We start from the raw sequence: 21,208 nt of genomic DNA on the forward strand, positions 1-21,208 counted from the left end.
GCTTGGTAGTAGACGTGCCAGACCCGTGCCGGATCGTGCGGGGAATCACGGGGAACACCGGACAGCAGCCCGGCAAGTAATCGGACGCCGACAGCACTCTCGCCCAGGTCAGCCGGGCAACCGCCCGTAGATCCCCTCAGCTTCCCGGGTTGAAAGTCCAACCTCGCAGTCCAGCAGGTGCCGAGTGGCAGGCTGCCTGGTGTGAGGTGGGGTGAGAGAGATGGCTTGGAACTCGGGCTCCAGAGGGCTTCTTCGTATCGCGCAACGGAGCGCCGCGCGAAGGCATCGGCAACGCCGCACCCGTCGGCTCCGAGCGCTGGCTCCGGCGGACACCAGCCGAGGCAATCGGGGCGGGCTGGTGATAGCCAGCCTGCCTGGTCTGGCCGCCTTGGTGCGGGCTGTTTCAGCGCTGTCAGTGGAGCAGGGCATGATCCGGTGGATGCGTTACACAACGTGGACTTCAGATCGCATGTTCGTCTCTTATAGGCAGTACTACCTTCAGGGCGACGACTTTCTCAGCGAGTACGACGACACCGACACGGTCGGGCGGATCTACGCGGGAAACAGCCTGGCAGCCGGGGGCCCGGAACACCTCACGGTGCTCGCGGGCACGCACACCGGCTGGATACGCCTGACCACCCAGCACTGTGCGGATGAACCACTTCTGCCGGGCCAGGAGTGGGAGACCGTAGTGGACGTAAGCATCTGCAGCACGAGTGGCATCCTGCGGCTATTCCGGTGGGGCGGAGATGTCGTGGAGGATGCCGGGAACTTCGCCACGATCGGCGCGGGCTGGTACCGCGTCCGCGTCCAGGCACGCGGACGCGATGAAGGCGATGCACACGAAGGCGACACCCCTGTGGAAGAGCACTTTCTGAGCGTCTGGCCGGCACCGCCGCAACCCGACACCGTCCACCGCGCAAACGACACCTTCGCCCGCACGCACTACGACCCCACCCGGCCTCCCGGCCAACCCATTCAGCCCTGAGCACGTACCTGTACTGCGTGGAGCAAACAAAGGTGTACGTCGACACGTGAGGTCGTGACGGCTGCCCTCGGCCGCGCAATGCCGGAGGGATGAGGTGTCCCGATGGCGGAGGGCTGACCGTTGAGGAGCGGGTTCGGCGTGAGCGGGTCCGGTTGGCGGCGGCTGATCTGATCGAGGTGGGGGCCAGCGACCGGGAGGTGGCCCGGCGGTTTGGGGTGACTCGGATGTCGGCGAACCGCTGGCGTCGGGCGTTGGCTGCGGGTGGTCGGCAGTCGCTGGTCTCCAAGGGCCCCGGGGGTGCCCGGCGACGGCGTCGTCGTCGCTCACGCACACCACATTCGTAACGCTTGTGTAGCAAGCCCGAAGACCGCCTTTGGGTGCAAGGAGAAGGATCGGCTCAGGATGGGTTTCCTGCCGGGAGGCGTCGTCCGTCTCGTTTCGTAGAGGCGATCACCACGGAAGCGAGGGCGGTCACGACCAGACTCCCCATCATGACCAGCATCACGCCGACCATAAAGAGGCCGCTGGCGTCGTCCGACCAGTCGTAAAAGGCGGCAACGGTCAGGCCCATGGTGGTGCCGAGCACAGCGCCCACGATGTAGCGCCGTGATGCCGCCCAGTACACCGGTACGAGCAGGGTCAGCACCAGTCCGATCACCTGCCACGCCTCGTACGGGCCGGTCGTCGAACCATCAGGCTGCACGTCACGATGCTGGTCCCAGCCCAGCCAGGCAGCCCACACCGCTAGCGATACCCCAGCCAACACGAGTATCGCCAGCAGTTGGGAAACGGGTTTCAGTAGTCCTTGGCGCATGTCCCAAGAGTTTCGGAGCATCCCACCACCGACCAGGGCACAAGTACTCAGCTCTGCCCGAGTACATGCGCCATGGGCACATCGTGATCTCGACGACCAGTCCGTTCGCATCGCTGGCGAAACGCTGCGAGGTGCCACCGCGCTTGCCCCTCGTGCGACCAGCAAACACCCAGGGCCGGCCTTCAGTGCGGTTCTGTCGCTGGGCGGGTCAACAGCAGAGGACCTGTGCCACGGCCTTACGGAAGTCGCCGGTGGCGAGTGCCTTGACCGGGATCGTGAAGTACAGCGTTCCGGCGTCACCCCAGCCCCATCCGAGGTCGGGGTCCTCGGCGAGCTGGAGCAGATGGACTGCGGGGCCGTCGGCGTCGCGGGACGACACCTGGAGCGTGTGCGAGGTGTCCGGCCAACCGAAGGCGCAGTGGCTGCCGGCGGTGTTGCCGTCGAGATCTCCCATCTCACGGAGAATGAGCGACGCTGCTCCCCAGTGCTGGTCCCTGTCGAAGTCCACGTCCTCGTCCTCGACGTCCCAGCAATCCGGGAGCATGGTCACCTCGGCCGCGTGGACGGGCGTTGCTGGGTAGGTTCTCGCTGGGGCGGGTGCCGCAGTCTCGACTGCCAGTGCAGGGTCGGCGGGAATCACGCGGAATACCTCGGATCCGTACAAGTCCAGTTTTCTGAACTCTTCGTACGGCAGGTCTGGATCGAGGTAGAAGAAGTTGAGCAGGCCAGGCCGTATGGGCAGTTCATTGCCCAGCCATGTAGCAAGGGCGTCGGTGTCCAGTACGGCATGGAGGGACAATGGAACCCCGCTCTGCTCGGGCCAGAAAGTCCCCGGTTCGAGGAAGGCCGGCCCACCGAGTCGGCATTGACCAGCGGCCTGGACGCTTCCCGCGGATCGGACCAGCCGAAAGCCGCGACGGGCCATGGCGGCGAACTGCCGACCGGCCTTCTCCCCGAGCCGTTCAGTGCATGCGCGGCTCAAACTGGCAGGGTCGTCGAACTGCATGCCGGGATCTTCTCAACTCCGTCCGGTCTCGGCCACCGTTGAGCCGAGGACCGAGCTTCCTGAGCAGTTATGGCTGCTTTTTCTCCAAGACGTACGTGCTGCGTGAGTCCGGATCGCTGAAGAAGAAGTAGAGCTCGAGCGCTTTCTTGTCGGTGCGCTTCAGCTCGAACGTCCAGGTGTAGGTCTTGGGTGGCTGGGGGTGGTCCGTAGGCGGGTCAACCGGCTCGTTGCGTTCCGGCGCGCGATCCGTCACCGCGGTGCGTGAGGTGAGCGTCAGCTGGACGTGCTGGCCGTCGTTCCAGCCGGTGCGCTGGTCGGTCAGCTTCCAGGTTCCCGTGCCTGACAGGCGCCACCTGTCGTCGAAGTCCCATTCCTGTCCGTCCAGGAGGCGGATGTCGGCCTTCCCGTCGGGCCGGAGGATGACGTTCGTCCGGTCGTAGCCGAGCCATGACCCCGCCACTTCCGCCGGTTTCGCGTCGTGCAGTGCGGGCACGTCGTCGTACATGTGCGGACTGCATCCCGCGAGGGCGAGCAAGCAGGTGACGAGTACCGCGTTCCTGCCTTTGGCCAGGCCGGATGTGTAGGTTGGCACGGCCGTCCCCTCCCTGCACCCCGAGCGTGGCCCCCATGTTGGCAGTTGTTTTGAACATGTTCAACTCTTGGGCCGTGCCGTCGGGTGGGCAGGGCTACAGGTAGTCCTCCAGGCGGGCGACCGTGAAGCCCTGTTGCTGGATGTGGCGCAGCAGGTTCGCTGTCATCTCGGTCATCGTCCTGCCCTTGAGCTCGGACGGGCCGCGGAAGTGGGCCAGGATGATGTCGCCCGGGTGGAGCTTCTTGTCGGGGGACTGGTACTGCATGTTCTTGATCTGCATGGACTCGCGCCAGAGGACGATCGCCTCGGCGCCGCAGGAGGCCGCGGCGGTGCGGGTGTTCTCGTTCCAGTTGCCGTAGGGCGGACGGAACAGCCTCGGTGTGGTGCCGTATTCGTTCTTCAGCCTGGTCTGCTGGCCGCAGATCTCCTCCTTCTGGGCGGAGGCGCCCAGGATGGGGAGGTTCGGATGGGTCAGTGTGTGGTTCTGGACGGCGTTGCCGAGGGCTTGGAGCTTCTTGAAGTAGCCGTAGTCGGAGCGTATGGCGGCGTCCGTCAGGAACATCGTGAAGGGGATCTTCAGTTCCCGCATCATCGTCACGAACTTCGGATCCTTGTCCGCCCCGTCGTCGAAGGTGAGGAAGACGATCTTTTCCTTGGTGGGTATCTCGCTGATCACCGGCACCTGACCTCCGGCAGCCGGGAGTTTCACCGGCTTGGTGGCAGGTGGGGCGGGGGGAGCGGCCAGCGGCTTGATGCCCCACTTGTGGTAGGCGGCCGCGGTCTCGGCGCCCGCCCTCGCGTTCGCGTTGCCACGTGCAGCCTGTGTGGGCGCTGCGGAGCGGGACGACGCGGCGGGACGGGGGTCCGCCTGGGGCTCAGCCGTGCAGCCCGCCGCAAAGCCCGTCGAGAGAAGGGCGCAGGCCAGCGCCGCTCCCCTGATCCGCCTGTTCATCGTGGTCCCCCCGTGTCACCGCACGCCTCAGCCTGTCCATCTGCTTGATGTCGAACAGGCGTCCGGGGTTCCGCTCCGACACGAGGACCGGTCACCGGTTAGGGGTTAGGGCCTCTCGTTTGGATCATGCCGGGCTCGCGGGCCCCGGTCCCTGATCCGGCCTGATCCAAACGAAAGACCCTAGAGGGCTACGGGCTACGGGCCGCCGGTCAGCACTCACTTGCCAGGCCGGTCGCCGGTCGGGTTCAGGACGCGGTGCCCGTGGCCGAGAAGACGCTGCCGGTGCTCGCGGCTCCGTAGAACCACTTGGCGTCGGCCTTGTCCAGAGCGATCCAGCCGTCGGCGGTCTCGTACGTGCCGATGCCCTCCGTGTTGTAGGAGAGGATCGTGCCGACGTAGACCGGCTCGTTCTCGGCGTCGCGCAGTTCCACCGCGTATGCGATCTCCGCGTTGTAGCGGAGGCCGTCGGTTTTGTTGGTGACGGTCAGCGTCTTGTTGTCGTGCTTCTCGTACACGGTCAACGGCCCATTGAAGGTGGGGCTCCTGTCGAAGCCCGAGGCCATCGGCATGACCCTGTCCCCGACGATCAGCGTGCGCCGGCCGCGGTCGATCGTGCCGCTGACGGGCACCGCCTCGGCAGGGGGTGACGAGACAGATGAGGGGGTGGGGGGAGACGAAACCGCGGGTGGGGCGGGGGCAGCCGGGGCCTGATGCTGTGTGCCGTTCCCGGCGGAGTCCAGCGTCAGCGTCAGTGTGAAGGCCACCAGGGCCAGGGCCGCCGCACCCGCGGTGAGGGTGCCTGCCATGCGGCGGCGCGTCCGGCGCACCGCACGGCGGCGGACCTCGGCGCCGGTCAGGACCGGCGGAGACTCGTGTTCCGCGGCGAACTCGCGGAGCGCGCTGGAGAGTTCCGTGGACTGTTGAGTGGAGAGTTCATCCGACACGGCCGTCCTCCTTCCGAGCCGCCCCGCCCGACGCGCCACCCGCTGCGCCGCCCACTTCCGTTGCGCCGCCCACTGCCTCGTCCACAGCCAGATGCTTCGCCAGCGCCGCCCGCCCCCGGGACAACCTGGCCTTGACCGTCCCCACCGGCACACCCGTCTCGGAGGCTACCTGCTCGACACTCAAGTCGCACAGATGGTGCAGGACGATCGCCATCCGCTGAGCCTTGGGCAATTGGCGCAGCGCGGCGACAAGTGCCGTGCGGTCGGGGTCGGGTCCCGGCGTGGACTCGGGTGGCGGCGTACGGCGTACCAGTTCCAGCCAGCGCTTGGCCCGGCGCCAGCGGCTGACCGCCAGCCGCATGGCCACCGTGCGGATCCATGCCTCGGGTGCCCCGTCCGCGAGGAAGTTCCTGCGCTGGTTCCAGGCCCGTACGAACGCCTCCTGGACCACGTCCTGCGCCTCGCCGTGATCCCCGGTGAACGCGGAGAGTTGGCCGATCAGACGGGGAAACGCGGCCGTGTAGAAAGCGTCGAACTCGTCCTCGGTCATGCCCCCACCGGAGTCTTGGAAATCCCGTGCAACCTGACCGCCCCCGCCGTGCGTACAGCTCCCGTAGGCCGCTCCATCGAAACACGACCCACGGGAAAGACGATGAACACGAGTGTCAGGATCCACCGGCCCACCACCGCGGGCGGCAGAGCCGACGAACTGCCGCCCCACCATGACGACTTCACCGTATACGCCCATGCGGTCTGGCCCCGGCTGGTCACCACCGCGCACCTGCTCTCCGGCGACCTCCACGAGGCGACGGAGCTGGTGCGGAACACGCTGGTGGGGGTGTATGCGCGGTGGCGACGGATACCGCGGGACGACGTGGACTTCTATGTACGGCGATCCCTCGTCAAGGGGTATCTGCGCCGGGCGCGCCGCCCTGCTCGCCACCGGAAGGCCCTGCTCCCAGTGGCATGGGGGGCCCTGTCGGCACGGCAGCGGGTGGTGCTCGTGCTGCTGCACTGGGAGGGCCTGGGCGAGGTGGAGATCGCCCAGCTGCTCGGCTGCTCGGCCGGCGCGGTCAGGAGCCATGCCCAGCGTGGACTGGCGGTCTGCGGGGGCGGTGTCGCGCGGCTTCGCGGGCTGTTCGAGGAGGCCGCCGAGGGTCTTGAGGGTGCCCTGGGCGTCGTACCGTTCGCCGTGCCCCTCGGGACCATCGAACGGCGGGGCCGGGCCCTGCGCCGCCGCCGCATCGGCGCGGTCGCGGCCGCCTGTGCGCTGCTGCTCGCACCGCCGGCCGTCTTCGCGGCCGGGCGGATCGGAGGCGCCGGCGCTACGGACGGGTCGGGCGCCAGGGTGGTCGACGTGGCGTCGAGCCCGATACGGATCGTCGCACCCGGTGAGCGGGTGGAGGCCGTGCCGGGGGTGCAGGTCTGGCTGACCGCCGACGGCAAGCACTGGTCGACGCCGCAGCGGTCCAACCAGTTCCGCGGCCTGGCGGAGGACACCGCCGAGCACACCGCCGAGGGGACTGGCCTGGGCATCGGCGAGAGCACCGCGGAGAACACCGCCGAAGTCATCGCCGACGACGGCGTCGAGCGCGGGAAGCCGGGTGTCTCGGTGCAGCCGGAGCCGGTGAACAGCGCGTACTTCCTGTCGGGCATGTACCACGGCCTGTCCACCGACCCGAGTCGCGTCGAGGCCTCCGTCGGCGGCGCCTCGGTCACCGGCGCGGTCCTCACGCTGGCGGGCACTCCGGGCTGGGGCGTCTGGTACGTGCGCGTACCGCTGTCGGCGGCGGTACTGAAGGCGGGCGTCGCCGCGGGCGGTTTGACGGTCAAGGTGTACGACGCGGCCGGCAGGGTCGTCGCGCGGTCCGGCGCCGAGTGAAGCGCCCCATGCCCAGGAACCGCCCCCGCCCGTGGCGCCCGACCGACTCCGCTGAAAGGCCTCCCGTGCACGAATCACCTGCGGCTCAGGAAACGACCGCTCAGGAAACGACCGCCCAGGAAGCCTCCGCCCAGGAAACCTCCGTTCAGGAAACGAGCGGCGGTCGGACGCGGCGTTCGAGACGCGCCCTGCGCATCCCGCTCCGTCGCCGCCTCCGCCGTACCCGGGGCCGTCGCCTGCGCCGCCTGCTCATCGCTTTCCTGGTGCTGATCGCGGGGCTGTGCACGGCGGCGGTCGTCGCGTACCAGCTCACGGACATCCCCGAGCCGCACCCGGAGACCGTCATCCAGAGCACGGTCTTCACCGACGACAAGGGGTCCTATCTGGGCCGGCGCGGTCCCGTCGACCGCCAGGAGGTGTCGCTGTCGCAGGTCCCGCGGTACGTCCAGGACGCGGTGATCGCGGCCGAGAACCGCTCCTTCCGCACGGACAAGGGGGTCTCGCCGCGCGCCGTCGGCCGCGCGGTGCTGGCCTCGCTGACCGGCGGCGAGCGGCAGGGCGGGTCCACCATCACCCAGCAGTACGTGAAGAACGCGCTGCTGAGCCCGGAGCAGTCGGTGTCGCGCAAGGCACGCGAGGCGCTGATCGCGATCAAGCTCGATCGCACGCGCTCCAAGGACGAGATCCTCGAGGGCTATCTCAACACGGTGTACTTCGGCAGGGGATCCGCCGGCATCCAGGCGGCCGCGCGCAACTACTTCGACGTGGACACCCGGAACCTGACCGTCTCCCAGGGCGCCGCGCTGGCGTCCATCGTCAACATCCCCTCGTACTACGAGAAGGCGGGCTCCGACCCGAAGGTGACCGCTAAGCTCAGGGACCGCTGGGAGTGGGTGCTCGACGCGATGGCGGCGAGCGGCAGCATCACGGCGAAGCAGCGCGCCGAGGCCGCGTTTCCGCCGTTCCGCTTCTATCCGCCGGGCACGACCGAGGGGCAGCGGCAGTACATGATCGACGTGGCCGCGAAGGAGGCCGCTGACCGGCTCGGCATCACCGAGGACCAGCTGGCGCGCGGCGGCTACACCGTGCGGACCACCTTCGACCTGGCGCTCCAGGACGCCGCCACCGAGCAGGTGAAGGACCTCAAGGGCCGCAAGGGCACCCGGCTGCACACCGCCGTCGTGGCGATCAAGCCCGGGGACGGGGCGGTGCGGCTGCTGTACGGGGGGTCGGACTACGCCCGGCAGCCGTTCAACGACGCGGTGGCCGGCGCGGTGGAGGCGGGGGAGGCGCTGGAGCCCTTCGGCGAGGTTCGGCCCGGCGCCCCGCTGACCGCGCTGCGCAAGACCGCGGCGCCCACCCCGCTGAAGCTGGCCTCGGCGTACGCGACCGTGGCGGCGAACGGGGTGTACGCGGCCCCGTACACCGTCACGAAGATCACCCGGGACGGACGTACGGTCTACACCGCGCGCCCCGCCACCCGGCGCGCGCTGGACGAGAAGGAGGCGTTGGTGGTGAACGCGACGATGTACAGGTGGCCGCGGGCCGGGGAGTCCGTCACCGCGAGCGCCGCGCGGACCTTCTTCACGGCCGGGGCGGGCGGCGGGATCACCCGCCGGACCGTGTGGTCCACGGCGCTGGACTCCCGGCTCGCGCTGACGGTCGTCCTCTTCGCCGACCAGCCCGGAAAGAAGAACACGACGGTGCCCGCTCAGCTGCCGAACCAGCCGGCGCCGACGGACTCCGCGGAGGAGACCGCGGCGCAGATCTGGCGGCTGGCCACCACGGGGGCGGAAGAGGCCCCCACTCCGGTGCCGGTGCCGGTGGCGGAAGCGGGCGAGGCCGCTCCTAGCTGAGGAGTGCCGTCGTCGCCCGGCACTCAGGCCACCACCCCCAGTCCGCAGCAGCGGCCCTGAAGGCAGCGGGCGCGGGCAGTGCGGCCGTCGTCGGTCTCGGTCGACATCTCCATCTCGCCTCCGGCGACACCGCCGGCCGCGTCGAACAGGCCCGCGCCTGCGCAGCTTCTCCTGGGGCGTCCGCGGGCTACGCCCCCGGGACCACGGCTGAGCCCGCACCATCGGCTCGAAATCGCCGACTTGGCGGGTGCAGCGCCGCAATCGCGTTGCCTCCCGCCCCTCGTGGCGGCTAGCGTCGCTCGGGTGACTGCCGGGTCGGCCTTGGGCCATGTACGAGTTGGGGTCCCGGCCTTGGTGTGAGGGCGGGGCGGGCGCGAGCGCCACCGTTTTCTCCGTGTCGTGTCGTGTTCCAACAGCAGCTCATCGACCCGGAGATACCAGCATCATGCCTTCCGTCCAGTTGAACCACACCGCCGTCTACGCCAGCGACCGCCATCTGTCCGCCGAGTTCGTCGCCGCGATCCTCGGACTACGGGTCGGCGCTCCGTTCGGGCCGATCCTGCCCGTCGACCTCGGCAACGGCGTGACCCTCGACTACTACGAGAAGCGGGACGAGCCGATCCAGGCTCAGCACTACGCGTTCCTCGTCCCCGACACCGAGTTCGACGCGATGATCGGCCGCCTGGAGGCCGTCGGCGTCACCTACTACGCCGATCCCAGCCACACCGAACCCGGGCAGGTCAACCGGCTGTTCGGTGGCCGGGGCGCGTACTTCGACGACCCCGACGGTCACAACATGGAGATCATGACGCGGCCGTACATCCGCCCCTAGGGCCTTTCGTTTGGATCAGGTCGCAGGGAAGTGACGGGGGCTGTTCGACGCCGGTGAGCGGGGTCTGGTGCGTGCCTCTGCAAGGCGGAGGAGGGCGTCGATGCGGAGCATCGGCAACCGACGACAACGCGGCAGAGGTGCGTGCCAGACCCCGCGTCTGCGGCGTGATCCAGACGACAGGCCCTAGCTAGGGCCTGTTGTGAAAGTGCCGACGGGCCGGACCAAGTGATGCCCAGGTCCGGCCCGTGCTCTCGCCCCTATAGGTCGAGCTGGTACTGGAGTGTCGTGTGTGTGGGCACGTAGCCGAGGCTGTCGCTGATGTGTCTCATGTGCGTGTTGCTGTCGGCGGTGTCGGTCAGGAGGCCGCCGAGGTCTGGATAGCGCCCGTGGGCTTGTCGGATCGACTCGGCCTTCATCCATCGGCCTAGGCCGTGTCCGCGGTGTTCGGGCAGCACGCCGGTGCCGTAGTGCTGACCATCACCCGTGCCGTTGCCGGGGACGACGAGTTCTGTGAACCCGGCGATCGAGTCGTTGGAGGTGTCGATGGCAACGACCGTGTGCAGCTGGTCGCCGCGATCTTCAACGGCCTTCGCCGCGGCCCGGACCCGGTCCACGTCCCAGACCACAATGCCGTAGTCGGTGTCGTCCATGGGCATGTCGTCCATGGCCCGGCGTGAGGCGGCAAACGTCTGGGCGAGGTCGTCAGGGACGGTTCCCTGCCATGACGCCAGCCGGTAGCCGGGATGCGGACGCTCGATGATCTCGGCGAGGGCGGTGGCATCCACGCCGGCCAGTGGCAGGCGGGCGAACCTCAGGGTGAGCACCTTGCGGAAGCCGCGGGCCGGCAGGAAGTGATCGCCGGGTGATCCGGCCTCGGCCTGCGCGACAACGCAGCGTCGGGCGTTGTCCCGGGCGGCGGACACGGCAGCGTCGAGGAGCCGGGAGCCGACGCGCTTGCGCCGCTCCACGGGGTGGACGTGGAGGGTCAGTTCGGCCAGGTGCTCTTGTCCGCCATCGAACAGGCGCAGAAAGGCCGTCCCGACGGGGATGGAATCGGCGTCGGACGCCAGCCATGCAAGGCGTCGGCTGTGCGCCCCGTGAGCGGGGTCGGTCAGTGGGGTGATGCGGAGCGACAAGGTGTCTCCGTCGTGAGGAGGTGGCAAAGGGCAGTACGCGGGCTCAACTGCTGGGCACTCCTGCGCATGTGCTCCACACCTCCTCGTCGACAGTGCCGGTCCGGAACGACATGGACGGCTGGGCGAACTTAGCTGGCCCATCGCCTCCTCGGCAAAGGGTTAACTGAAGGCGGTGCGACCATGCCGCTCACAGCCACTCGTTGATGGCCGCGACCAGTACGGTTGCCTCATAGCGAACGGCGCAACGCTCGTGATCAATACACCTAGCACCCGCGGCTACACCGACAGCGGCACCGGATGCACCTCGTCGGCCATGTGGCCGGTGCGCTCGTGGATGCGCTGGACCGCCTCGGCCGAGGGGGCCTCGGAGAGGCAGTAGACGATGCCGGAGTCCGGGTCGGCCCAGGCGCGTTCGAAGTGCACGCTCTCATCGCCTTCTATGGCGAGATCGGCCTGGTGCGCCTCGCGCAGCTGCTCGGCCGTGATCCCGTTCATACCGTGGTGGACGTCCATGAACTTGGGCATGACGTCGCGCCTCCTTCCGCCGGTGCGCTCATCGGTCTCTGTTCCCTACTGCCTCCATCGTGCGCCCGTGCCACCGGCGGGGCGACCGCAGCAGGAAGGGCCCCGGCCGACGCGCCGGGGCCCTTCACCGTCGTACGAGATCTACGGCTTTTCCCCGTACGAGGATCTACCGCTTTCCCACGTACGAGATCTGCCACCTCACCCGCACTGACACGGGTTGCCCGACTGGCACCCGCACCCGCACCCCGAGCCGCAGCCGCACGCCGCGAGCAAGGGCAGGGCCCTCGTCTCGGTCGGCTGTTCGGTCTGGCGTTCCTGGGTGGGGTCGGGAGTGGTGCTGGGGGAATCGGCCATGGGTTCCTCCTTGACTGACGGCACCCCCGAGCTGGTGCCTGTGTCCATTGGACGCCCGCCACGCTGGGCGCATCAACGGCGCACTGAGGCTCTTGCGCGCCCCGGACAGCCACCTTTTCACCCCAGAAGGAGGCAGAGAAGGAACCAGCAGGACCAGCGGGCTTACAGCCCCTCCGCCCCCGCCACCGGCTGGATCTCCGGCTGTACGTCCGCCTGCAGCTCGTCCGCGTGCTCACCCGTCACCAGGAACACCACACGCTTGGCGACCGCCACCGCGTGGTCGGCGAACCGCTCGTAGTAGCGGCCGAGCAGCGTCACGTCGACGGCCGTCTCGATGCCGTGCTTCCAACGGTCGTCCATCAGGTGCTGGAAGAGCGTGCGGTGCAGCAGGTCCATCGCGTCGTCGTCCGTCTCCAGCTGGAGCGCCAGGTCGACGTCCTTCGTGATGATGACCTCCGCCGCCTTCGCCATCAGACGCTGCGCGAGCTGGCCCATCTCCAGGATGGTCGCGTGCAGGTCGTGCGGGATCGCACGCTCGGGGAAACGCAGTCGCGCCAGCTTCGCCACGTGCTGGGCCAGGTCGCCCGAACGCTCGAGGTCCGCCGACATGCGCAGCGAGGTGACCACGATCCGCAGGTCCGTCGCCACCGGCTGCTGCCGGGCCAGCAGCGCTATCGCCCGCGCCTCCAGGTCGTGCTGCAGATCGTCGACCTTCTTGTCGCCCTCGATCACTGTCTCGGCGAGCTTCAGGTCGGAGTCGAGGATGGACGTCGTGGCGCGCCCGATGGCCGACCCGACCAGCCGGGCCATCTCCACCAGACCGTCGCCGATCGAATCCAGTTCCTCGTGGTACGCGTCCCGCATCAGGGTTCCCTCTCGTACGTGTTCTTCGGGGGTTCCGGGGGCCGGGGCTCCGGCGCGAAACCGGCGGTGCGAACCCCACGCTCCCACGTTCTGGCCCGTACGCGTCTGTTTCCGCCACCCCAAATGAACCATTACTGGCTCCAAGGTGAACTCTGGGCGACGAGTGTTCGAGGTCGCAGCCGGATGGCTGTGGCCGGGCGGTATCCCATGCCTAACCTGGACGCATGGACGTGAACGCGGCGGTCGCCGCAGCGGCAGCGATCGCCGGGGTGCTCACCGGCGTGATCGCCATGCTGGCGTTCCGCTGGAGCGAGCGGGAGCAGGCGCGTCCGACGCGTACCTCCCTGCACACGGACCCGGTGCTTCCGCCCGGCGTGGACACCGTCCTGTCCGTGCTGCGCTCCTCGGCCGTCGTCCTCGACGAGGCCGACGCCGTCGTCAAGGCCAGCTCCGCCGCGTACGCCCTCGGACTGGTCCGCGGCGGCAAGCTCTCCGTCGAACCCATGCTCCAGATGGCCCGCGACACCCGGCGCGATGGGGAGATACGCCAGGTCGAACTGGACCTGGCCCGGCGTGGCACCGGCCGCGGCGAGGCACTCGCCGTCTCCGCACGCGTGGCACCCCTCGGCTCCCGGCTCGTCCTCCTGCTCGTCGAGGACCTCACCGAGGCCCGGCGCATCGAGGCCGTACGGCGCGACTTCGTCGCCAACGTCAGCCACGAGCTCAAGACCCCCGTCGGCGCGCTCTCCCTCCTGTCCGAGGCTGTCATGGACGCCTCCGACGAGCCGGAGGCCGTGCAGCGCTTCGCCGGACGCATGCAGATCGAGGCGACCCGCCTGACCAGCCTCGTGCAGGAGCTCATCGACCTCTCCCGGGTCCAGAACGACGACCCACTTGAGGACGCCGAGCCGGTGCGCGTCGACGAACTGGTCGCCGAGGCCATCGACCGCTGCCGGCACGCGGCGGGCACCAAGCAGATCACCATGGCCGCCTCGATCCGGCCCGCGCCACCCGCCCCGCCCGCGTCGCCCTCGGCCGAGGGCGACGACGGACGCCTCACGGGCACCGGCGAGCTGCACGTCTGGGGCCACCGCGGCCAGCTGGCCGCGGCTCTCGGCAACCTCGTCGAGAACGCCGTCAACTACTCGCCCGCCCGCACCCGCGTCGGCATAGCGGCCCGCAGGGTGCCCACGCCCGGCGGCGACCTGATCGAGATCGCCGTCACCGACCAGGGCATCGGCATCTCCGACAAGGACAAGGAGCGCATCTTCGAGCGCTTCTACCGCGTCGACCCGGCCCGCTCCCGCGCCACCGGCGGTACGGGCCTCGGGCTGGCGATCGTCAAGCACGTGGCCGCCTCGCACGGCGGGGAGGTCACGGTGTGGAGCTCAGAGGGACAGGGCTCCACGTTCACCCTGCGGCTGCCGGAGGCGGGCGCCGCCCGCGACCGGGCCCAGCAGCACCCCGACCTCGACTCCGACCTCGACGCCGACAACGACGACTACGACGAGGACACCCGGGACACCGGGGACATCGGGGCCGGGCGGTCCGCCGCACCGTCCCGGTCCCGGTCCCAGTCCCACGACTCACCCCCCGACTCAACCGCGTACGAAACGCTTTCCGCCCCGGAGGTCCTTCCGTGACCCGTGTGCTCGTCGTCGAGGACGAGGAGTCCTTCTCCGACGCCCTGTCGTACATGCTCCGCAAGGAGGGCTTCGAGGTCGCCGTCGCGACCACGGGCCCCGACGGACTCGACGAGTTCGAGCGCAACGGCGCCGACCTCGTCCTCCTCGACCTGATGCTGCCGGGGCTGCCCGGTACGGAGGTCTGCCGCCAGCTGCGCGGCCGCTCCAACGTCCCCGTGATCATGGTGACCGCCAAGGACAGCGAGATCGACAAGGTCGTCGGCCTGGAAATAGGGGCCGACGACTACGTCACCAAGCCGTTCTCCTCACGGGAACTGGTCGCGCGTATCCGCGCCGTGCTGCGCCGCCGCGGCGAGCCCGAGGAGGTCACCCCGGCCGCCCTCGAGGCGGGCCCGGTCCGCATGGACGTCGACAGACACGTCGTGACGGTCTCCGGCTCCAAGGTCGACCTCCCCCTCAAGGAGTTCGACCTCCTCGAGATGCTGCTGCGCAACGCCGGCCGCGTCCTCACCCGCATGCAGCTCATCGACCGCGTCTGGGGCGCCGACTACGTCGGCGACACCAAGACCCTCGACGTCCACGTCAAGCGCCTCCGCGCAAAGATCGAACCCGACCCCGGGGCGCCGCGGTACCTGGTGACGGTGCGGGGGCTCGGCTACAAGTTCGAGCCGTAGACGGGCCTTGGCGGCGAGCCGCCGGGCGGAGTCCGGCGCAGCGCTCCGAAGCCCGCGTAGCGGTGCGAGGAGTGCGTCGCGGATGGTGCTCGAACCCGACCCGGGGGCGCCGCGGTACCTGGTGACGGTGCGGGGGCTCGGCTACAAGTTCGAGCCGTAGGCCGTAGGCCGCACGCATACGAAGTAAGGGCGGGACCTCCGAAGAGGTCCCGCCCTTTCGCGTGTACGGCCGCTCAGTGGCCCGCCGCAGACTCCGTAGCCGTCGCGTTCGGGGACGCCGACCCGGAGGGCGAGCCGGACGGGGAGGGCGAGCCGCTGGTCGCGGGGGAGCCGCTCGGGGAGGGCGAGCCCGAGGGGGACGCGGAGGCGCCCGGAGCCGACGGGACCTCGCTCGGGCCCCACTTGGAGAAGTAGCTGTCGGACGGGACGACGAAGGCGCGCAGGCTCACGTCCCCGGTCTTGCTGAAGGTGAAGGTGACCTTCTGGGCGTTGCCGTCCGCGACGGCCTCACCGATGCCCGCCACCACGGCGGAGGCGTTGTTCGCGCCGCCGATGACGACCGAGCCGCCGGCCGGGATGCTCAGCTTGCCGTTGCCCTTGGCGGGCTTGATCTCGACGGGCTTGTCGACGCCGTCCACGGTGATCGAGTCCAGCGTCTGCGCGGTGCCGCCGCTGTTGAACACGGTGGCGGAGATCGCGGCGGGGCCGGTCGACTCCGGCTCGGACCGGGTGATGACGACCGCGTTCTGGATCTTGATGTCGCCGACGCTGGTGGCCGCGTTGTCCGGCTTGATCTCCAGCGTCTGGGAGTTGTTGCCGGCGCCGCAGGCGGCGAGCGAGGCGATCGAGAACGCGATGGCGGAAGCGGCGAGGGCGCCGCGTCGAAGGCTGCTGCTCACGGCGGCGGCAACTCCTTGAACGCACGGGGGCCGCTTCGTCCTTGTAAAGCAGCCCTAAGGGTCAGTCAGCGGCCCTTAGGTTACCGAGCCGTCCTCGCGCCGCCGCACCCGACCCTCCCCCGAGCCGTCGGCTTCCCTCATGCAGGCGGTCGTCCGACCATCACCACAGGCCACAAGTGACCCTGGAGTCACTTTGATCACTCAGACGGCCGACATTGTCATAAGGCCCCGGCTCGCAAATCTTCCGTGAACGAATGCGTGATCACCCGAAGAATTGATCACCGAGCGATCGTGATCAATTCTTGATTCGTCTCGTATCCCACTCCGCGCACCGAACGGAGTAGCGGAAGTCGAGCACTTGGAACCGGACATTTGGGGATGTTCGGCCGCCTGGAGGAGCCTCCGGATGTGTGTAACGTACGCGTTTCACCTCCACCGGACAGCACGTCCCACCTGCGAATACCTGCTTCCGATCGCCTCGCGCAGCACGTCCATGTTGCTGTTGTCAAGCCCCGAGATATGCCCTGACCTGCGAAAACGCCATTCAGTAGACGCCGTATCCGTGTTACTCTGGATAGCCACGGAAGGGGTACCTGTCACATGACGTTCAAGGTTGGCGACACCGTGGTCTATCCCCATCACGGGGCCGCGCTGATCGAGGCTATCGAAACTCGCCAGATCAAAGGCGTGGACAAGACCTACTTGGTGCTGAAGGTCGCCCAGGGTGACCTGACAGTGCGTGTGCCAGCGGACAATGCGGAGTTCGTCGGCGTGCGTGATGTGGTCGGTCAGGATGGGCTGGACCGGGTCTTCGAGGTGCTGCGCGCGCCATACGCCGAGGAGCCCACGAACTGGTCCCGTCGCTACAAGGCAAATCTTGAGAAGCTCGCCTCCGGCGATGTCATCAAGGTCGCGGAAGTCGTGCGTGACCTGTGGCGTCGTGAGCGCGAGCGCGGGCTGTCCGCGGGTGAGAAGCGCATGCTCGCCAAGGCCCGCCAGATCCTGGTGAGCGAGCTCGCCCTCGCGGAGAACACCAACGAGGACAAGGCCGAGGCGCTGCTCGACGAGGTCCTCGCGTCCTGACGCAGGCGCAAGCCAGCCTCTGCTCAGCACTCAGCACATCGAAATGCCGCGGTGCCCGATGACGTTTTTGCTGTCGCCGGGCGCTGCGGCATGTTCGCGCTCAGATGCCGTACGCCGAGGTGGGGCCCCCCGATACTTGGCGTGCCGGGCCCGGGCGGCTCTCTCGACCGGTGTCACGGAAGGGTCCGGTCAAGGCGTCGCGCCCGGCACTCCCCCGAGCCTGGCGAGCGCGGGGTACGCCCAGGCCATACCCAACTAGGCCGAGCACACAAACCTGACAGGAACCGATGTCTGACGATTCGCGACCTTCGCCCGCGCAAGCAGCCCCCACGGGCACCGGCGCGGCAGCCCGTACGAGCACCGGCCAGGCGGCCCGTTCGACCGCCCGCACCGCCGCAGTGATCCCGGCCGCCGGCCGGGGCGTACGGCTCGGCCCGGGCGCCCCCAAGGCGCTTCGCGCGCTGAACGGCACCCCCATGCTCGTCCACGCGGTCCGCGCGATGGCCGCCTCCCGGGCCGTCTCCCTCGTGGTGGTCGTCGCTCCGCCCGAGGGCGCCGCCGAGGTCAAGAGCCTGCTCGACGCGCACGCCCTGCCCGAGCGCACCGACTTCCTCGTCGTCCCCGGCGGCGACACCCGCCAGGAGTCCGTGAAGCTCGGCCTCGACGCACTGCCCCCCGACTACGACATCGTCCTCGTCCACGACGCCGCCCGCCCGCTCGTCCCCGTCGACACCGTGGACACCGTGATCGAGGCCGTACGCGAAGGCGCCCAGGCCGTCGTCCCCGCGCTGCCCCTCGCCGACACCGTCAAGGAGGTCGAGCCCGCCACCGTCGCCGGCGACCCCGAACCGGTCGTCGCCACACCCGAACGGGCCCGGCTGCGCGCCGTCCAGACACCCCAGGGCTTCGACCGCGCGACCCTGATCCACGCCCACGAGACGGTGACCGACGACGTCACCGACGACGCCGGCATGGTCGAACGGCTGGGGCTGCGGGTCGTGGTCGTACCGGGCCACGAGGAGGCCTTCAAGGTGACACGCCCCCTCGACCTCCTCCTCGCCGAGGCGGTCCTGACGCGCAGGAGGCTCACCGATGGCTTCTGAGGCGTCCGACTTCCCGCTGCCCCAGGTGGGCATCGGCACCGACATCCACGCCTTCGAGGACGGCCGCGAACTGTGGTGCGCGGGACTGAAATGGGAGGGCGAAGGCCCCGGCCTCGCCGGGCACTCCGACGCCGACGTCGTCGCCCACGCCGCCTGCAACGCGCTGTTCTCCGCAGCCGGGCTCGGCGACCTGGGACAGCACTTCGGCACCGGGCGGCCCGAGTGGTCCGGCGCCTCCGGCGTAACCCTGCTGACGGAGGCCGCCCGTATCGTCCGCGCGGCCGGATTCCGGATCGGGAACATCGCCGTCCAGGTCGTCGGACCCCGCCCGAAGATCGGCAAGCGCCGCGACGAGGCCCAGAAGATCCTCTCCGACGCGGCGGGCGCCCCCGTCTCGGTGTCCGGCGCCACCACGGACGGCCTCGGATTCCCCGGCCGCGGCGAGGGCCTGATGGCCGTCGCCACGGCGCTGGTAGCCCGTACGGACTGAGACCGCGGCATACAGGTCACAAAAACGCGCCCCTTGGCCGGAACCGACGCAAGGCACTTCCACCGGCCCACTACTCTGGAGTGGTGACTATTCGCCTGTACGACACCAGCGCCCGGCAGATCCGTGACTTCACCCCGCTCAAGCCGGGTTGCGTCTCGATCTACCTCTGTGGCGCCACCGTGCAGGCGGCACCGCACATCGGGCACATCCGCTCGGGCCTCAACTTCGACATCATGCGCCGATGGTTCGCCCACCGCGGCTACGACGTGACGTTCATCCGCAACGTCACCGACATCGACGACAAGATCATCGTCAAGTCGGCCGACCAGGGCCGCCCCTGGTGGGCCATCGGCTATGACAACGAGCGCGCGTTCAACGACGGCTACCAGGCACTGGGCTGCCTGCCCCCGACGTACGAACCCCGCGCCACCGGGCACGTCCCCGAGATGATCGAGATGATGCGCGGCCTCATCGAGCGCGGGCACGCCTACGAGGCCGACGGCAACGTGTACTTCGACGTGCGCTCCTTCCCGGAGTACCTGCGCCTGTCCAACCAGGAGCTCGACAACCTCCTCCAGCCGTCCGGCGAGGGCGAGACCGGCAAGCGCGACCCCCGCGACTTCGCCATGTGGAAGGCGGTCAAGCCCGGCGAGCCCAGCTGGGAGACGCCGTGGGGCAGGGGCCGGCCCGGCTGGCACCTCGAGTGCTCCGCCATGGCCCACAAGTACCTCGGCACCGCCTTCGACATCCACGGCGGCGGACTCGACCTGATCTTCCCGCACCACGAGAACGAGATCGCCCAGGCCAAGGCCTACGGCGACGAGTTCGCCGAGTACTGGGTGCACAACGCCTGGGTCACCATGAGCGGCGAGAAGATGTCCAAGTCGCTCGGCAACTCCGTCCTCGTCAGCGAGATGGTCAAGCAGTGGCGGCCCATCGTCCTGCGCTACTACCTCGGCACCCCGCACTACCGTTCCATGATCGAGTACAGCGAGGAGTCGCTGCGCGAGGCCGAGTCCGCGTTCGCCCGCATCGAGGGCTTCGTGCAGCGCGTCGTCGAGAAGGCCGGGGGAGTCGTCGAACCCGCCGCCGAAGTACCGCCCGCCTTCGCCGACGCCATGGACGACGACCTCGGCGTCCCCCAGGCCCTCGCCATCGTCCACACCACCGTCCGACAGGGCAACTCCGCCCTCGCCGCCGACGACAAGGAAGCCGCCGTCGCCCGCCTCGCCGAGGTGCGCGCCATGCTCGGCGTCCTCGGACTCGACCCCCTCGACCCGCACTGGGCCGGCGAGATCGACCGCGGCGACGACCTCCACGGCGTCGTCGACAGCCTCGTACGCCTCGTGCTCGACCAGCGCGAAGCCGCCCGCACCCGCAAGGACTGGGCCACCGCGGACGCCATCCGCGACCAGCTCAACCAGTCCGGACTCGTCATCGAGGACAGCCCCCAGGGGCCCCGGTGGAGCCTCGGCCCACGCTGAGCCCGAGCCCGGAATCTTGATCGATTGTGCCGCCCGGGCAGCCGGGCGGCACACTTCATAGACGTACGTATCCGACGCACCACAGAGACAGGTAGGTCATGGCCGCGAACAACCGTCGCATGTCCGGCAAGAAGGGCGCGCAGGTCGGCAGTGGCGGCCAGCGACGCCGAGGCCTCGAGGGCAAGGGCCCCACGCCCCCCGCCGAGATGCGCAAGGGACACAAGAAGAACCGCATCGCCACCTCCAAGGCGAAGCAGACCGCGCGCCGCCCCGCGCCACGCGGCCGAGGCGGGAAGTCCACATCCGAACTCGTCGTCGGCCGCAACCCCGTCTTCGAGGCGCTGCGCGAGGGCGTACCCGCCACCACGCTCTACGTCCAGCAGTTCATCGACAACGACGAGCGTGTGCGCGAAGCACTCCAGCTCGCGGCCGAACGCGGCGGCATCAACCTCATGGAGGCCCCCCGCCCCGAGCTCGACCGCATGACCAACGGCCTCAACCACCAGGGCCTCGTCCTGCAGGTCCCGCCCTACGAGTACGCCCACCCCGAGGACCTCCTCGACGCCGCCCACGACGAGGGCACCGACGCGCTCATCGTCGCCCTCGACGGCGTCACCGACCCGCGCAACCTCGGGGCCGTCGTCCGCTCCGTCTCCGCCTTCGGCGGCCACGGCGTCGTCGTCCCCGAGCGGCGCGCGGCCGGCATGACCGCCGGCGCCTGGAAGACCTCCGCCGGCACGGCCGCCCGTACGCCCGTCGCCCGCGCCACCAACCTCACGCGCGCCCTGGAGGCCTACCAGAAGGCCGGCGTCACCGTCGTCGGTCTCGCCGCCGACGGAGAGGCCGAACTCGGCGACCTGGAAGCCCTGGAGGGCCCCGTCGTCATCGTCGTCGGCAGCGAGGGCAAGGGCCTGTCCCGCCTCGTCGGCGAAACCTGCGACTTCCGCGTCCGCATCCCGATGCCCGGCGGCGCCGAGTCCCTCAACGCGGGTGTGGCGGCGGGGATCGTGCTGTACGAAGCCTCTCGTCGGCGGGCCTGAACGCACGTCCGTAGATTCACCGGAACGGGTCAATTCCGGCGAGG

Annotated in this window: 21 protein-coding genes and 1 pseudogene; 12 read left to right on the top strand and 10 right to left on the bottom strand. The window is 69.4% G+C overall.

What is annotated here, in order from left to right; genetic code table 11:
• Nucleotides 1–358 precede the first annotated feature (358 nt).
• Nucleotides 359–988 (top strand): hypothetical protein, encoded by a 630-nt coding sequence (locus tag AC067M_RS10190; RefSeq protein WP_478696556.1) that lies wholly within the window; start codon nucleotides 359–361, stop codon nucleotides 986–988.
• A gap of 89 nt (nucleotides 989–1,077) precedes the next feature.
• Nucleotides 1,078–1,293: pseudogene (locus AC067M_RS10195) on the top strand (helix-turn-helix domain-containing protein); the annotation flags it as partial.
• 92 nt (nucleotides 1,294–1,385) lie between these two features.
• Here the strand turns inward: AC067M_RS10195 and AC067M_RS10200 are convergent.
• The 6 genes from AC067M_RS10200 to AC067M_RS10225 all read right to left on the bottom strand — a co-directional run bounded on the left by AC067M_RS10200 (nucleotide 1,386) and on the right by AC067M_RS10225 (nucleotide 5,846).
• Complete coding sequence (locus AC067M_RS10200) at nucleotides 1,386–1,802, bottom strand: hypothetical protein (protein ID WP_478696557.1); 417 nt, start codon at nucleotides 1,800–1,802, stop codon at nucleotides 1,386–1,388.
• 208 nt (nucleotides 1,803–2,010) lie between these two features.
• Nucleotides 2,011–2,808, bottom strand: coding sequence for a DUF1963 domain-containing protein (locus AC067M_RS10205; RefSeq protein ID WP_478696558.1), 798 nt, complete (start codon nucleotides 2,806–2,808; stop codon nucleotides 2,011–2,013).
• 67 nt (nucleotides 2,809–2,875) lie between these two features.
• Nucleotides 2,876–3,400 carry a hypothetical protein gene (locus AC067M_RS10210; protein WP_478696559.1) on the bottom strand — a complete coding sequence of 175 codons (525 nt, stop codon included), beginning with the start codon at nucleotides 3,398–3,400 and terminating at the stop codon, nucleotides 2,876–2,878.
• Between the two features lie 94 nt (nucleotides 3,401–3,494).
• On the bottom strand, nucleotides 3,495–4,352 hold the full coding sequence (locus tag AC067M_RS10215) for a polysaccharide deacetylase family protein (RefSeq protein ID WP_478696560.1): 858 nt from the start codon (nucleotides 4,350–4,352) through the stop codon (nucleotides 3,495–3,497).
• Nucleotides 4,353–4,597: 245 nt separating this feature from the next.
• Nucleotides 4,598–5,296 (bottom strand): L,D-transpeptidase, encoded by a 699-nt coding sequence (locus AC067M_RS10220; RefSeq protein ID WP_478696561.1) that lies wholly within the window; start codon nucleotides 5,294–5,296, stop codon nucleotides 4,598–4,600.
• Nucleotides 5,286–5,846, bottom strand: coding sequence for a SigE family RNA polymerase sigma factor (locus AC067M_RS10225; RefSeq protein WP_478696562.1), 561 nt, complete (start codon nucleotides 5,844–5,846; stop codon nucleotides 5,286–5,288). The genes AC067M_RS10220 and AC067M_RS10225 overlap by 11 nt, the downstream gene beginning before the upstream one ends.
• A gap of 102 nt (nucleotides 5,847–5,948) precedes the next feature.
• Here AC067M_RS10225 and AC067M_RS10230 point away from each other — a divergent pair, with 102 nt between their 5' ends.
• The 3 genes from AC067M_RS10230 (at nucleotide 5,949) to AC067M_RS10240 (ending at nucleotide 9,866) form a co-directional block, all read left to right on the top strand.
• Nucleotides 5,949–7,178 (top strand): sigma factor-like helix-turn-helix DNA-binding protein, encoded by a 1,230-nt coding sequence (locus AC067M_RS10230; protein ID WP_478696563.1) that lies wholly within the window; start codon nucleotides 5,949–5,951, stop codon nucleotides 7,176–7,178.
• Between the two features lie 188 nt (nucleotides 7,179–7,366).
• Nucleotides 7,367–9,034, top strand: coding sequence for a transglycosylase domain-containing protein (locus AC067M_RS10235; protein WP_478696868.1), 1,668 nt, complete (start codon nucleotides 7,367–7,369; stop codon nucleotides 9,032–9,034).
• A 445-nt stretch (nucleotides 9,035–9,479) separates the two neighbouring features.
• Nucleotides 9,480–9,866, top strand: coding sequence for a VOC family protein (locus AC067M_RS10240; RefSeq protein WP_478696564.1), 387 nt, complete (start codon nucleotides 9,480–9,482; stop codon nucleotides 9,864–9,866).
• A 257-nt stretch (nucleotides 9,867–10,123) separates the two neighbouring features.
• On the opposite strand, the gene AC067M_RS10245 is transcribed toward AC067M_RS10240, so the two are convergent.
• The 3 genes from AC067M_RS10245 to phoU all read right to left on the bottom strand — a co-directional run bounded on the left by AC067M_RS10245 (nucleotide 10,124) and on the right by phoU (nucleotide 12,745).
• Nucleotides 10,124–11,002, bottom strand: a complete 879-nt coding sequence (locus AC067M_RS10245) for a GNAT family N-acetyltransferase (RefSeq protein WP_478696565.1) — start codon at nucleotides 11,000–11,002, stop codon at nucleotides 10,124–10,126.
• Nucleotides 11,003–11,278: 276 nt separating this feature from the next.
• Nucleotides 11,279–11,527: an SCO4226 family nickel-binding protein gene (locus AC067M_RS10250; RefSeq protein ID WP_478696566.1), complete on the bottom strand. Its 249-nt coding sequence runs from the start codon at nucleotides 11,525–11,527 to the stop codon at nucleotides 11,279–11,281.
• Nucleotides 11,528–12,043: 516 nt separating this feature from the next.
• On the bottom strand, nucleotides 12,044–12,745 hold the full coding sequence (gene phoU / locus AC067M_RS10255; RefSeq protein WP_478696567.1) for a phosphate signaling complex protein PhoU: 702 nt from the start codon (nucleotides 12,743–12,745) through the stop codon (nucleotides 12,044–12,046).
• A 224-nt stretch (nucleotides 12,746–12,969) separates the two neighbouring features.
• Here phoU and phoR point away from each other — a divergent pair, with 224 nt between their 5' ends.
• On the top strand, nucleotides 12,970–14,388 hold the full coding sequence (gene phoR, locus AC067M_RS10260; protein WP_478696568.1) for a two-component system sensor histidine kinase PhoR: 1,419 nt from the start codon (nucleotides 12,970–12,972) through the stop codon (nucleotides 14,386–14,388).
• A 5-nt stretch (nucleotides 14,389–14,393) separates the two neighbouring features.
• Nucleotides 14,394–15,065: a two-component system response regulator PhoP gene (gene phoP / locus AC067M_RS10265; RefSeq protein ID WP_004000192.1), complete on the top strand. Its 672-nt coding sequence runs from the start codon at nucleotides 14,394–14,396 to the stop codon at nucleotides 15,063–15,065.
• A 233-nt stretch (nucleotides 15,066–15,298) separates the two neighbouring features.
• Here phoP and AC067M_RS10270 read toward each other — a convergent pair whose 3' ends face one another.
• A complete protein-coding gene (locus AC067M_RS10270; protein WP_478696569.1) occupies nucleotides 15,299–15,964 on the bottom strand; it encodes a copper chaperone PCu(A)C domain-containing protein in 666 nt (221 codons plus the stop codon).
• Between the two features lie 600 nt (nucleotides 15,965–16,564).
• Here AC067M_RS10270 and AC067M_RS10275 point away from each other — a divergent pair.
• The 5 genes from AC067M_RS10275 (at nucleotide 16,565) to rlmB (ending at nucleotide 21,164) form a co-directional block, all read left to right on the top strand.
• On the top strand, nucleotides 16,565–17,047 hold the full coding sequence (locus AC067M_RS10275; protein WP_003953493.1) for a CarD family transcriptional regulator: 483 nt from the start codon (nucleotides 16,565–16,567) through the stop codon (nucleotides 17,045–17,047).
• A 287-nt stretch (nucleotides 17,048–17,334) separates the two neighbouring features.
• Nucleotides 17,335–18,150 (top strand): 2-C-methyl-D-erythritol 4-phosphate cytidylyltransferase, encoded by an 816-nt coding sequence (gene ispD / locus AC067M_RS10280; protein WP_478696570.1) that lies wholly within the window; start codon nucleotides 17,335–17,337, stop codon nucleotides 18,148–18,150.
• Nucleotides 18,140–18,640, top strand: a complete 501-nt coding sequence (ispF, locus tag AC067M_RS10285) for a 2-C-methyl-D-erythritol 2,4-cyclodiphosphate synthase (protein WP_478696571.1) — start codon at nucleotides 18,140–18,142, stop codon at nucleotides 18,638–18,640. The genes ispD and ispF overlap by 11 nt, the downstream gene beginning before the upstream one ends.
• An 83-nt stretch (nucleotides 18,641–18,723) precedes the next feature.
• Nucleotides 18,724–20,124: a cysteine--tRNA ligase gene (gene cysS / locus AC067M_RS10290; protein WP_478696572.1), complete on the top strand. Its 1,401-nt coding sequence runs from the start codon at nucleotides 18,724–18,726 to the stop codon at nucleotides 20,122–20,124.
• Nucleotides 20,125–20,222: 98 nt separating this feature from the next.
• On the top strand, nucleotides 20,223–21,164 hold the full coding sequence (gene rlmB / locus AC067M_RS10295; protein WP_478696573.1) for a 23S rRNA (guanosine(2251)-2'-O)-methyltransferase RlmB: 942 nt from the start codon (nucleotides 20,223–20,225) through the stop codon (nucleotides 21,162–21,164).
• Nucleotides 21,165–21,208 lie beyond the last annotated feature (44 nt).

Source organism: Streptomyces sp. NPDC043427 (assembly GCF_056436655.1).

Coding starts and splice junctions, on each gene's coding strand:
- AC067M_RS10200 (WP_478696557.1), bottom strand. CDS start 1,802: ATGCGCCAAGGACTACTGAAACCCGTTTCCCAACTGCTGGCGATACTC.
- AC067M_RS10205 (WP_478696558.1), bottom strand. CDS start 2,808: ATGCAGTTCGACGACCCTGCCAGTTTGAGCCGCGCATGCACTGAACGG.
- AC067M_RS10215 (WP_478696560.1), bottom strand. CDS start 4,352: ATGAACAGGCGGATCAGGGGAGCGGCGCTGGCCTGCGCCCTTCTCTCG.
- AC067M_RS10225 (WP_478696562.1), bottom strand. CDS start 5,846: ATGACCGAGGACGAGTTCGACGCTTTCTACACGGCCGCGTTTCCCCGT.
- AC067M_RS10230 (WP_478696563.1), top strand. CDS start 5,949: ATGAACACGAGTGTCAGGATCCACCGGCCCACCACCGCGGGCGGCAGA.
- AC067M_RS10240 (WP_478696564.1), top strand. CDS start 9,480: ATGCCTTCCGTCCAGTTGAACCACACCGCCGTCTACGCCAGCGACCGC.
- AC067M_RS10250 (WP_478696566.1), bottom strand. CDS start 11,527: ATGCCCAAGTTCATGGACGTCCACCACGGTATGAACGGGATCACGGCC.
- phoU (WP_478696567.1), bottom strand. CDS start 12,745: ATGCGGGACGCGTACCACGAGGAACTGGATTCGATCGGCGACGGTCTG.
- phoR (WP_478696568.1), top strand. CDS start 12,970: ATGGACGTGAACGCGGCGGTCGCCGCAGCGGCAGCGATCGCCGGGGTG.
- AC067M_RS10275 (WP_003953493.1), top strand. CDS start 16,565: ATGACGTTCAAGGTTGGCGACACCGTGGTCTATCCCCATCACGGGGCC.
- ispD (WP_478696570.1), top strand. CDS start 17,335: ATGTCTGACGATTCGCGACCTTCGCCCGCGCAAGCAGCCCCCACGGGC.
- ispF (WP_478696571.1), top strand. CDS start 18,140: ATGGCTTCTGAGGCGTCCGACTTCCCGCTGCCCCAGGTGGGCATCGGC.
- rlmB (WP_478696573.1), top strand. CDS start 20,223: ATGGCCGCGAACAACCGTCGCATGTCCGGCAAGAAGGGCGCGCAGGTC.